The following is a 13,120-nucleotide window of genomic DNA, read 5'->3' as shown; positions in this document are numbered from 1 at the left end:
CCTTTACGTCTACAAACATATGGATATATATTATTCACGCAAAGATATTTTTTAAAAAAAAGTAAGTGATCACTTTTTTATTTGGTTTTTAGGCAGTAGACGCATATTTGCTTAGAAAAAAAATTGTTGGCAGATTTGAATAATTGTTAAAATTGATGCGAATCGTTTAAGGAATTGCATTTTTTAGACTTAGTTTGGTATGCACATAAAAGGCGTAAGAGATTCAACCGTTGAGATTTGCGGTTTGTTATATCAAATGTTGAGTTCTGTCGTAACCGGATTCTCATTTTGTATTGTATTTTTATACATTTGTGCTGTGTATAATTTAACTCGCCTAACTTGTCTCATAGTCAGGCTGAGATTGGACGACGAGGTTATTGGTTATATAAAAACTTATTGAATGAAAATTTGGCAAAAAAATATTAACGTAGATTCGTTTGTTGAGTCGTTTACGGTGGGGAATGATCGGGAGATGGATTTACATCTTGCTGCTTCGGATGTTTTCGGTTCTCTAGCACATACTAAGATGTTAAACAGTATCGGTTTACTTTCAGATAGTGATTTGAGTGCAGTACAAGCGGAGTTAAAAAATATCTATAAAGAGATCCAGAATAATACTTTTACAATTGATGATTCGGTAGAGGACGTTCATTCTCAAATAGAGATGTTGCTTACTGAACGTGTAGGTGAAGCAGGGAAAAAAATTCATTCAGGTAGGTCTCGGAACGATCAAGTTTTGGTTGACCTGAAACTGTATTTTCGTTCCGAAATTCAGAATCTTGTAATGCAGGTAGAAGGGTTATTCAACAAGCTAATTGAACTGAGTGACAAACATAAAAATGTACTTATTCCTGGATACACGCATTTACAAATTGCAATGCCTTCCTCTTTTGGTCTATGGTTTGGTGCTTATGCAGAAAGTTTAGTTGATGATCTAGAGCTTTTGAAGGCCGCGTGGAAGATCTGCAATAAAAATCCCCTAGGTTCAGCTGCAGGATATGGGTCATCATTTCCTTTAAATAGGTCGTTGACAACTGAATTGCTTGGGTTTGACGATTTAAATTATAATGTTGTATATGCGCAAATGGGGCGTGGTAAAACGGAGCGCATACTGGCTCAAGGTATGAGTGCGGTTGCTGCTACACTTGCGAAGTTCGCCATGGATGTTTGTTTATTTATTAATCAAAATTTTGGCTTTATTTCTTTCCCAGCGAACCTAACCACTGGTTCGAGTATCATGCCGCATAAGAAAAACCCAGATGTTTTCGAGTTGATACGATCGCGATGTAATAAGATTCAAGCTTTACCAAATGAAATTGCAATGATGACAACAAATCTTCCGTCTGGATACCATAGAGACTTGCAATTGCTTAAGGAGAATCTTTTTCCTTCGTTTCAATCTCTTTCCGATTGTCTAGAAATTGCTACATTTATGCTGGATTATATTTCTGTCAAAGAAGATGTTTTGAATGATCCCAAATACGATTATCTTTTTAGCGTCGAGGTTGTGAATAACGAGGTGTTGCAAGGAGTGCCTTTTAGAGAGGCGTATCGTAATATTGGGCTAGCAATCGAACAAGGAACGTTTAAACCGTCAAAAGTTGTAAATCATACGCACGAAGGGAGTATTGGGAATTTGTGCAATCAAGAGATTGTACGAATGTTTAATAAAAATCTAGAAGCGTTTTGTTTTCCAAAAGTGGAAAAAGCTCTATCAGATTTGTTGAAATAGCTGGTTCTAAATAAGATATCGATTCAAGTTTGTTGCATTTCAAAAAATATAAGATCGAGCCATCGCTATATAAGGAGAGCTCGATTTATATTTTAACCCAAGGTTATTGTCCTGTTAATGTTCAGTCGGCTTAAGAACGTTTCATCGTGGGATACTACGACTAATGTGCCTTGATAGTCACTTAAGGTCTTAGTCAGAATGTCCATACTTTGTATATCGATATTGTTTGTGGGCTCATCCATAAATAAGATATCGGGCGATTTTTCGCAGATTGTAAGACAGCAAAGGATTAACTTTACACGCTGCCCGCCGCTTAAACTACTGCACAAAGTCCCCCAAGTGTCGCTGGGAAATAAAAAGCGATTTAATCTGATTTTGACTTCATGCTCTTCAAGCCCGCCGTCGTTAAACGATTGTGCCATCTCATATATCGATTTTTGATCTTCTATAAGGGAATAATCTTGATCAAAATAGATACTTTTGACGGTTGCTGACTTTAGACTACCTTCATCCGCTTTTATTTTCCCTAACAGAATATTGATGAGTGTCGTTTTTCCAGAACCGTTATTTCCCCGTAAGGATATACGATCCCCACTTTCGATATGGAGTTGTATACCTTTATTCCACAATAATTTTCCTGCGACCCTAACGTTTAAATCACATGCTTGGTAAATTGTCTTCCCCCTGTGCAGCCCAGAATTTTCTATATTTAATTTAATTGTAGGCAATGACAAAAGGTCAGACCGCAATGCTGTTAAATCAGTAGAAATATTAGTAATCTTGCTTCTGTGTACATCCTTCGCTTTTGATGTGCTATTTTCAGCGGCGTTTCGTAACGTGTTCATCATAATACGAGAGATTCCAGCATTTTCTTGCTTTTTCTTTCCTCTTGCGTTGGTTCTTTCGAATCTTTCTAGGGTCTTTCGTTCCTGCTCCTTGGCTTTCTTTAAATCTTTTTCCTTTGATTGTATTTGGAGCACTTGCGTTTCTAGCTCGTGTTCTTTCTGGAGTTGATAGAAGTTATAATTACCCCCATATATCTTGACTTGTCCATGGCTTAGTTCGTAAGTTTTTTTTGTTAAATTTAATAGTTGTCTGTCGTGACTAACTATCATTAAACCATGGTTTGTAGATTCGATGCAGTTATATAACAGGTTTCTACTATGGCTATCCAAATGGTTGCTCGGTTCATCCATCAACAAGATATCTGCGTTATGTAGTTCAGTTCCCGCTAAAAAGACCTTTGTCTTTTGCCCTCCGCTTAACTGTCCGATTTTACGAAACATGTTATTTTCGGGGATCTCCCATTTTTTTAATGCTTCGATGCATTTGTCCTCAATCTGCCAATCGTTGTCGAGCAGTTCAAAATGTTTTTCGGAAACGCTACCTTGTATAATTTCACGCATGGCGTGGAGTTTATCGGCTATACCGAGAGCCTCAGCGACGGTATAATGGTCATATTGACCATATATTTGCGGGATATAATATACTTTGGAGTTGTTGATGATTTGGCCGCTTGTAGGGATCAGCTTTTTTGCGATAAGCTGTAGTAATGTTGACTTACCACTCCCGTTATTGCCTACTAGGGCAATTTTATCCGAGGGATTGATGGTAATATTAATATTCGTGAAAAGAATATCCTTGTTCGGATGGGTATAAGAAATTTTTTGAAGATTAATCATAACTTTAAATATAGTTATCAACGGATGCTAGCAAGCGGACTTGGTAGGTGAGTAAATACTATTTTATTTGAAGCTATGAATTACATTTATTTGCGATATAGATTATTTTACAAAAATACGTATTTTGTTTATTGATAACAAATAGTTGAATCTCGAGTGTCTGCTTTTTGAAATAGATCAATCGAGAATTTGGACTTCGACAGTCGAGTTCTTATTTATTTACTGAAAACCGGAAACTAGTTTGTGATGTGAATGAAGTATCCGCTTTAAGTACGACCGAAGGGAATCTCGGCTCGTTCGGGCTGTTTGGATAATGTTGCGTTTCTAAGCAGAAAGCTCCTCTGGGTCCGTAATTTTCACCAGATTTTCCCTTATCCTTTTCAGAAAGGAAATTTCCTGTATATAGTTGTATTCCAGGTTCTGTCGTCTTTACTTCAAGCCGTATTCCCGATTCCGGAGAATATGCAGAAGCAGCTACTTGTGTGAATGGCTGCGAGTTTACAAATGTGTGGTCATATCCATTTCCATATGCTAATTGCACATCGTCATTATTAATATGCTTTCCAATAGATTTTGTGTTTCTGAAATCAAATGGAGTTTCTTCGACCGGAGCTTCTTGACCAAGGGGTATTTGATTTTCGTTAATCGGTATAAAATGGGTTGATGGAATCGTTAATTGATGGTTTAAGACATCTCCATTTCCTTCCCCATTAAGATTGAAATACGCATGGTTTGTTAAGTTCAATATTGTGTCTTTATCACAGATCGCTCGATATTTAATCAATATTTCGTTATCTTCGTTTAATTCAAATGATACATTCACACGAAGGTTTCCGGGAAATCCCTCGTCACCGTCAGGCGAGCTAAGGTAAAAGTCTACTTTCTTTTTAAAAGACACTTGTCTATCCCATACTTTATCGTGAAACCCTGATAGTCCTCCATGTAAACAGTTAGTGCCATTATTCTGTGGCAGTGTATAGAATTGGTCATTTAGTGAAAACTTACCGTTTGCGATTCTGTTTGCAAACCGTCCTATGGTAGCTCCGTGAAATTTTTCTTTGGCATCAAGATATTCCCCGATAGATCCGAATCCTAATATCACGTCTCGGAGTTCGCCATTTTTGTCGGGAACGAGAATGCTTACAATACGTGCGCCATAATCTGTAAATGCGACCTGCATACCGCTGCGGTTTTTCAAAACAATCAAATGGGTGTTTTTACCGTTTAAAGTATGAATAAAGTTTTTATGTTGAAGAAGTTTGAAAGCCATTGTTACTCGTTTGATACGCTATAAAAATAATAAATACACTTGACACGGGGAAGCAATGTGATAAAAGTCTTTCTTATGTTGGTCTGCGGATCTGCTTGTCACGAGTCCTAGGCTGTTTTGATATTACTTTCGTCTTTAAAAAAGCGAGGAGGTGTCCATGTGCTGGTAACGTGAAGTGATAGCTGACCTCTCGCATCCTTTATTAATCGTTGTACTCATTAAAATATCTAACATTAGACTAAATGATAAGTCGCTTTTATGTTCCTCAAGTTTAGAAACTGTATATTTGCAAAAGGTAAAATGATTATTTTTTAGATGGATTGGAAAAAGTTGCTTTCAGCAAAACGTTGGGGATATGAACATAGAGAAGTAACGGAATATTTCGACGCCCGATCGGAATTTCAACGTGATTATGACAGATTGATTTTTTCGTCACCTTTTAGAAGGCTTCAAAATAAAACGCAGGTTTTTCCCTTACCGGGCGCTGTATTTGTCCATAATCGGTTGACGCATAGTTTGGAGGTTGCAAGTGTGGGACGTTCTTTAGGACGTTTATTTTATAACTTGATGAAGAAAGAAAACCCTAATCTCGACCAAGATGTCCCATTTCTTCAGGAAGTTGGAAACATAATTTCATCTGCATGTCTCTCTCATGATTTGGGTAACCCCGCTTTTGGTCATTCAGGCGAAGCGGCGATATCCTCCTATTTTACCGAAGGAGCGGGGCGTAAATTTCAGGAGCAAGTTTCCATAAAGCAATGGTCTGATCTAACGCATTTTGAGGGTAATGCAAACGCGCTTCGTATTCTTACACATGCTTATCGTGGTAAGGATGAAAAAGGCTATGCGTTGACCTATGCGACATTAGCATCTATTGTAAAGTATCCCTGTGCTTCGATCGATGGACATGTGAAGAATAACCACCATCGCAAGAAGTATGGATATTTTGAAAGCGAGACTGGCACGTTCCAAAAGATTGCAGAGGAGCTTGGTCTTGAACGGGATCCCACTAATCCGCAAGGTTACCTAAGACATCCGCTAGTGTACCTAGTGGAAGCTGCAGATGATATTTGTTATAATATTATCGACTTAGAGGATGCCCATCATTTAAAAATTTTATCATATCAAGAAGTCGAAGACCTCTTGTTACCGCTTTGTATTGGGCAAGACTTGCGGGCGCGTATCGACAGTCTGGCGGATAAGGGAAGTCGTGTCGAGCTCTTACGTGCCAAGGCCATCAATACGTTAATAGATGGTGCTGCTAAAGTATTCGTAGATAATCAAGAGAAATTTTTGTCAGGAACATTTGAAAGTTCGTTGGTTGATGCGCTCGAACCTGAAATTGTCGACCAAATGAAATTGATATCAAAAATTTCAGTTGAACGGATTTATAATGCCTCAACGGTAGTTCAAATTGAAATCGCAGGTTATCATGTGATGAACGCGTTGTTAGAAGAGTTTATTCCTGCATATCTTAAGACGAATAAAAGCATGTTTGATGAAAAATTGGTAGCTATGATTCCTCAACAGTTTCATACTGACCGACCTGATGCTTATTCAAAGATTAGAGCGGTTTTAGATTTTGTTTCGGGTATGACTGATGTTTATGCGATCGAACTTTATAGAAAAATAAAAGGAATATCAATCCCTTCGTTAGATTAATAATAGACCTAACCGAATCAATTTTCGGTATATTTTAGAATAATTTTTACACCTTAGGATGAGTAGATGAAAGTAGTAATTGCAGAAAAGCCTTCGGTAGCTCGTGATCTAGCTCGCGTAATGGGAGCAAAGGAAATCATGGATGGATATATTGCTGGGAACGGCTATGCGTTTACATATGCTTTTGGACATTTGGTACAGCTGTGTACACCTCAAGCATATGGTTACCCAAGTTGGGCAGTATCCAACTTGCCAATTATTCCTGCAACATTTCAACTGGAGGCAAAGAAAGTAAAAAAAGATGGTAAGCAAATCGATGACACCGGTGCATTAAAACAACTCAATACCATTAAGCGCTTGTTGGATGAGGCGGATGAGATAATTGTTGCAACAGATGCTGGGCGCGAGGGAGAACTAATTTTTCGGAATATCTATTATTACTTAAATTCGACCGTTCCTTTTAGACGACTTTGGATATCATCCCAGACTGACAAAGCCATTAAAGAGGGCTTTGCCAAGCTTAAAGACGGAACGGAGTACGATAGTTTATACATGTCTGCCAAATCGCGCTCAGAATCAGATTGGTTGATTGGAATTAATGCTACTCAAGCGCTTACCTTGGCGGCCGGTAATCGCGGTTTGCTATCTCTAGGGAGAGTGCAGACGCCGACTTTGGCAATGATTTGCGCACGTTATTTGGAAAATAAGGATTTCAAACCCCAAACATTTTATAAAATTCAGGCTGGTTTTGAAAAAGACGCAATTAAGTTTAAAGCTACGTCTGCGAAAATTGAAAAGAAAGAAGATGCTGAAGCGGTAGTTAGTCGAATTTCTATCGGAACGCATGTCAGGGTTGTAAAGGTGGAAGCGAAAGAAACTAAAGAACAGCCGCCATTATTATTTGATTTGACATCTCTCCAACAAGACGCCAATAAGAAATATGGGTATTCCGCAGATCAAACTCTAAATATCGCACAAACTTTATATGAGAGGAAGGTAATCACGTATCCACGTACAGGTTCCCGCTATATAGGAGAGGATGTTTTTGAAAATATTGAAGAACTGTTTCAGCATTTAGCAGATTCTGCCGAAGGAGGAATCGCGGCAATTAGTCGTAATCTGATAGGGGCGAAGCTAAATAAGCGGTCTGTCGACGACAAGAAAGTAACAGATCACCATGCTCTCTTGGTTACGGAAGAAAAACCGGGACCTATGCCGAAAGAGCAGCAGAACATATATAATATGATCGCGAAGCGAATGGTTGAGAGTTTTTCGGAAATTTGCTTAAAAGATATCACAACTGTCACAATTGATGCTTTGGGAATAGAGCTGATTGCGAAAGGAACAGTAATAAAGCAATATGGTTGGCGCTTGTCTGCGGACCAGGTGGAGCTCCCAGATGATGAGAAAAATATAGACGATCTTGATAATGAAAATACGCAATTACCGAAGATTGTTCAAGAAGATGTGTTAGAAATTCTCACCTTGGAGCTGGCTGAACGATTTACAAAAGCCCGGCCCATACATACGGAGGCATCGCTGTTAAAGGCAATGGAGACTTCTGGGAAAGAGATAGAAGACGACGAAATGCGACAGGCAATGAAAGATTGCGGTCTAGGGACACCCGCGACGCGTGCGGCGACAATTGAAACGCTTTTTCAACGCGATTACATCAAGAGAGAAAAGAAAAAATTGATTCCAACTGACAAAGGGCTAACGGTGTATAATCTGGTTAAAGACAGATCCATTGCAAAAGTGACATTGACAGGTAAATGGGAGCAGAAGCTTGAGGAGATGCGTGCTAATAAAGTTTCATATGATGTTTTTATGAAACATATTAAGGATTATACAGCGAAGATTACCAAAGAGCTTTTACAACTAAGGGTCGAGGTCCAACAAGAAGAAATTAAACCTCAACAACAGGGTGTTATTAAATGTCCTAAATGTCCGAAAGGCCAGATTCAATTGTATGATAAAGTAGCACAATGCGACCACTATGCTAGAGGTTGTGACTTTAAAATATGGCGCACTTTGAATGGTGTTTTTCTTGAAGAAAAAGAAATAAAAAACTTATTAGAAAAGGGCAGAACTTCGGTTCTAAAAGGCGTTAAAACACGAGAAGGGACTACGGTTGATTCCGCATTGACATATCGGGATTCTAAGGTCAACCTTGCTTAATGGAAGCATGCGTTTATCTGCTCTAGGGCAGGTAGATGATTTTTCGTTGTAAAGGAACAAAATTTTAATTGCGTTCTTTTACAACGAAAAAATTCGAGGAAAAATTAACTTTTCGTTGAGTCTACGTTTTCTATGAAGAAATCGTTTTCGTCAAAAAGGAAACTCATTGGTGCTTCTGGATTTTTTATGATCTCAAATAGCGTATAACCCCAGGGTTTCCAAAAATTTTCGAGAACTTGACCATAGGTTTTTACCTGCCAATTGTCAAAGATTGGTTTGAGCGTCCAGTCATTTAATGGCATAGGTTCAATGAAAATTTTGTTCTGAGTTTCCATGTATGTGTATTCCGGAAGTCTATTGAACAAGTAGGCCGAATAGAAATATCGAGCACAAATTTCTTCAAATTGAATAGGGTGTAATTCTTTACCTTCTATTCTATTTAGAATCTTCTCGTGGTATATCTTATTTGTTCCATTGTCTTGAAGCGTCGCGATTATTGCGAAGTCGTTCATACGAAATGAAAATACTAACGTGTTTATTTCATCACGATAATTAAAATTAGCGTCATTCTCTTTTATTGGTAGCACTAAAATGGAGAAAGGATTTTTATGTTCAAACTCAATCGGTGTACGAATTGATTGCAACATATAATGGAGGTTTCGAAACTTATGAACGAGAGCCTGCGAAAAATTTAATGGCTCTCCGCTTAACGCCGCTTGACGTATTCCTGCTTGAATTTCGTTGAAGACTACACCATAAAGTATTTTCGCTACCCATTGGAAAAGTTCCAATTCTGAAATTTCTTTAACTGAGGTATAGCCCTCACTCATTGCTTTTTCAATTTTGTTTTCCAATTTTTCATACAATGTAGCCGCATTTGCTGAACACGGGAGTTTGAGCGCTTTATAAGTGACGATATTTTCGTCTAACATTTTAAAGGGCATGTCTTCCAGCTCAAACTTTCGCATCATCCATATTGGAAATACTTGTATTTGTTCGTCCGCGGTTTGCAGTGTTTTTCCTGTTAAGAAACAGGTTTTATTATCGAATCGAAAGCTATCGAATGGATTGTATAATTTTGATGCCATGTCGACAAAGATATTGGTTTTTCATTCCATTTTTTGGAGGATTGATCCAATTGACTGAATTCTGACTAAAAAGAGCAGCGTATTATATAAATACGCTACTCAATCAGTCATAATTTAGGGATATTCTGTTTAAATAGTTTTCGTTTCAATAGCCAACGATACTGTTTTTCTAACGATTTGTAATGCACGATCTAATTCTTCCTTTGTTACTGTAAGATGCGGTCGGAATCGGATGCTCTTTTCTCCACAGCCTAATATGATTAACTTGTTATTTAAGGCTTGTCGGACGAATCTATCCCGCTGGTCTGCTGTTTGAAAATCAAAAGAGGCCATTAATCCAAGTCCCCGCGGGTTTTTAAGATGCGGGAAAGTATTAACTAGTTCGATGATTTGCTCAAGTAGATAGTTGCCTTTTAGTTCAGCTTGTTTTACTAGATTTTCATTTTCAATGATTTCTAATATTAATTGAAACCGTAATAAGTCGATAAAATTACCGCCGAATGTTGAGTTGATTCGACTAGATTCTTTAAAGACATGTTTTTCCACTCTGTCGAATTTTTTTCGATTAGCAAGGATACCGCAAACTTGTGTTTTTTTTCCAAACGATATAATATCAGGTGTTATATCATAGTGTTCATACGCCCACATTTTTCCAGTCATACCAAGACCAGTTTGTACTTCGTCAAGAATTAGCAGAATATCGTGTTCATCACAAATTGACCGCAATTCTTTAAAGAACTCTTTTCTAAAAAAGTTGTCTCCTCCTTCACCTTGTATTGGTTCGATGATTATACAGGCAATTTTATTTCGGTGTTTTGTTAAAGCATTATTAATTTGTTGAATTGCTAGTTTTTCGGCGTCAACGGTGTTATTGATCGATTCTTCTGTTAAAGGGAAGGTTAATTTGGGGTTTTCAATCCTTGGCCAGTCAAATTTGGGGAAGTATTGATGTTTTCTGGGATCCATTGTGTTGGTTAACGAGAGGGTGTAGCCAGATCTTCCATGGAAAGCTTGTTTGAAATGAATAACCTGGTCAGCTTCCTTTTGAATATCTTTGGAAAAATTTAATCTCGTTTTCCAGTCAAACGCGGCTTTTAAAGCATTTTCGACAGCAAGCGCGCCGCCAGAAATAAAAAAGCAATATGATAGCTCCTTTGGGATTGCCACACGTTCGAAAGTCTCTAACACGTCGGCGTATTGATAGGGATAAGCGTCGGATAATGCGGGTTTATTAATCGCCATCGTGCCTAAAAAATCCTTTTTATTTACAATATGCGGGTGATTGTATCCAACAGGGGAGGACGCGAACATGGAGAACATGTCTAGATATTCCTCTCCATTTTTATCCATTATATAGGAAGCATGGCTGTTTTGGAAATCTAATTCAATCGGTAACCCATCTGCTAGAATATGTTTCGATAGTACTTTATGTAAGTCTCTCATAAATTTTAGTATTGAAATTTATTTGGAATTAAGATTAAAGGTGATCCCCTGAGCGAGTGGTAGACTCGTGCTGTAATTAATGGTATTCGTTTGACGTCGCATATAAACTTTCCAGGCATCTGAACCTGATTCTCGTCCCCCTCCCGTCTCTTTCTCTCCGCCAAAGGCACCTCCGATTTCGGCACCAGATGTTCCGATATTTACGTTTGCAATTCCACAATCTGATCCTGCATGACTGAGGAATAGTTCGGCTTCTCGCAAATTTTTTGTCATAATTGCTGAGGAAAGTCCTTGCTTCACATTGTTCTGTAATGCGATAGCTTCTTCCACACTTCCTGTATATTTTATTAGATATAATATGGGTGCGAAAGTTTCTGTTTGGACTATATCATAATGGTTCTGTGCTTCGACGATTACAGGTTTTACGTAACATCCGCTTTCATAGCCTTCTCCATGTAACGGTCCGTAATCTGTAAGGATCGTTCCCCCTTCTGTTTTTATCTTATCTAGGGCATTCGTATACATTTCCACTGCTTTTTCGTCGATTAGCGGACCCATGTGATTTTCTTGATCTAGTGGATTACCTATTTTCAATTGCTGATAAGCTTTGACTAGAGAATTCCTTACAGAATTATAAATATTTTCGTGAACAATAAGCCGACGAGTGCTTGTACAGCGCTGTCCGGCTGTTCCCACTGCGCCAAATACTGCACCAATTAAGGTCATTTCGAGATCTGCATCAGGCGTGACAATTATAGCATTGTTACCACCTAGCTCTAATAAAGATTTCCCTAAACGGGAAGCTACGGCCGTCGCAACTTGTTTCCCCATTCTTGTAGATCCCGTTGCCGATATTAAAGGCAGGCGTGTATCTTCCGAAAGCCATTTTCCTACTTCTGCGTCGCCAGTGATGAGTGAAGAGATGCCTTCTGGAAGGTGGTTTGCTTTTAGGATATCTGCGAGGGCTTTTTGACAAGCTATGGAGCAGATAGGGGTCTTTTCACTGCCTTTCCATATTATAACGTTTCCGCAGACCAAGGCTAAGGCCGCATTCCACGACCATACTGCGACGGGAAAATTAAAAGCAGAAATAATCCCAACGAGTCCTAACGGGTGGTATTGATCGTACATTCGGTGTGATTGACGTTCTGAGTGGATAGTATTACCATACAATTGCCTCGAAATTCCTACGGCGAAATCGCATATGTCAATCATTTCTTGTACTTCTCCCATACCTTCCTGGTATGATTTTCCCATTTCGTAAGAAACTAGTTTTCCTAAGATGGGTTTTATCTCGCGTAATTTATTGCCAAATTGGCGTACGATTTCGCCGCGTTTGGGCGCAGGGGTGTTTGCCCATTGCTTGTATGCGGAAAGTGCAGAGTTTATGACCTGGTCGTAATTTTGTTTTGTAGTGGAGGTTACAGTGCCAATCTCTAATCCGTCTACAGGGGAAATAGAACAAATGGGGGCTCCATTTGCGAACCAATTGCTCCCTGTTGACGTTCCATTGGAAATGGCTTCAATGCCTAACTGTTCTAATTCTTTTTTTATCATGATTGGTTTATAATATTCGTTTTCTACGTAAAAATAATGAATAATATTCTATATTAATTGTTTTTTTATAAATTTTTAACTGAATATTATTTGTTTTTAAGAAAAAAAGTGTTTTAACTAACCTTTTCAGAGTTAAATAAGAAGGGATGGCCATTATTTAGATTAATAAAAAAATCAATTTTTTGTTTCGAAGTATATATCTAAAATGGATATACAGTAGTAGTTGTTGTTCCCGGATATTTTTCCTGCTAGGGTGTTGTATTATCAAAAAATATCGTTCAGATATTCAGTCTTTTGGGGGTTATGGTAGAAATAGTTTTGAGAATGATTTGGAATTAGGGTTTTAGTTTTGCTACCTTTGCACCACTCCGCAAGGGAGGGACGGTTTTGAAAGGCGAAAGAGAGTGATTGAGAAGTTGAGATTTAGGTCTTGATTTTGGATATCGAGACAGGGTTCAGAAAATATTTCAAATATATTTTGCGAATGTTAAAAATACTCTTACCTTTG

Annotated in this window: 8 protein-coding genes; 3 read left to right on the top strand and 5 right to left on the bottom strand. The window is 38.3% G+C overall.

The window, feature by feature from the left end:
• The first annotated feature begins 400 nt into the window (after positions 1-400).
• Positions 401-1,732, top strand: a complete 1,332-nt coding sequence (gene argH, locus HP439_RS13125; protein ID WP_172390794.1) for an argininosuccinate lyase — start codon at positions 401-403, stop codon at positions 1,730-1,732.
• 92 nt (positions 1,733-1,824) lie between these two features.
• Here argH and HP439_RS13120 read toward each other — a convergent pair whose 3' ends face one another.
• Together HP439_RS13120 and HP439_RS13115 are read right to left on the bottom strand one after the other, a co-directional pair.
• Entirely contained in the window at positions 1,825-3,414 is a 1,590-nt protein-coding gene (locus HP439_RS13120; RefSeq protein ID WP_172390793.1) for an ABC-F family ATP-binding cassette domain-containing protein, read from the bottom strand.
• Positions 3,415-3,625: 211 nt separating this feature from the next.
• Positions 3,626-4,684: an aldose epimerase family protein gene (locus HP439_RS13115; protein ID WP_172390792.1), complete on the bottom strand. Its 1,059-nt coding sequence runs from the start codon at positions 4,682-4,684 to the stop codon at positions 3,626-3,628.
• A gap of 315 nt (positions 4,685-4,999) precedes the next feature.
• Between HP439_RS13115 and HP439_RS13110 the strand changes: the two genes are divergently transcribed.
• Positions 5,000-6,346, top strand: a complete 1,347-nt coding sequence (locus HP439_RS13110) for a deoxyguanosinetriphosphate triphosphohydrolase (RefSeq protein ID WP_172390791.1) — start codon at positions 5,000-5,002, stop codon at positions 6,344-6,346.
• A 66-nt stretch (positions 6,347-6,412) separates the two neighbouring features.
• Positions 6,413-8,524, top strand: coding sequence for a type IA DNA topoisomerase (locus HP439_RS13105; protein WP_172390790.1), 2,112 nt, complete (start codon positions 6,413-6,415; stop codon positions 8,522-8,524).
• 104 nt (positions 8,525-8,628) lie between these two features.
• Here HP439_RS13105 and HP439_RS13100 read toward each other — a convergent pair whose 3' ends face one another.
• The 3 genes from HP439_RS13100 to amaB form a co-directional block, all read right to left on the bottom strand.
• Positions 8,629-9,612 carry a hypothetical protein gene (locus tag HP439_RS13100; protein WP_172390789.1) on the bottom strand — a complete coding sequence of 328 codons (984 nt, stop codon included), beginning with the start codon at positions 9,610-9,612 and terminating at the stop codon, positions 8,629-8,631.
• Positions 9,613-9,741: 129 nt separating this feature from the next.
• Complete coding sequence (gene lat, locus HP439_RS13095) at positions 9,742-11,055, bottom strand: L-lysine 6-transaminase (protein WP_172390788.1); 1,314 nt, start codon at positions 11,053-11,055, stop codon at positions 9,742-9,744.
• Between the two features lie 18 nt (positions 11,056-11,073).
• Positions 11,074-12,612, bottom strand: a complete 1,539-nt coding sequence (gene amaB / locus HP439_RS13090) for an L-piperidine-6-carboxylate dehydrogenase (protein ID WP_172390787.1) — start codon at positions 12,610-12,612, stop codon at positions 11,074-11,076.
• Between the last annotated feature and the right edge of the window lie 508 nt (positions 12,613-13,120).

This window comes from Sphingobacterium shayense (assembly GCF_013179575.1).
Lineage (GTDB): Bacteria > Bacteroidota > Bacteroidia > Sphingobacteriales > Sphingobacteriaceae > Sphingobacterium > Sphingobacterium shayense.
The sequence above is the reverse complement of the archived record's forward strand: the minus strand, read 5'-3'. Positions and strand labels throughout refer to the sequence as shown.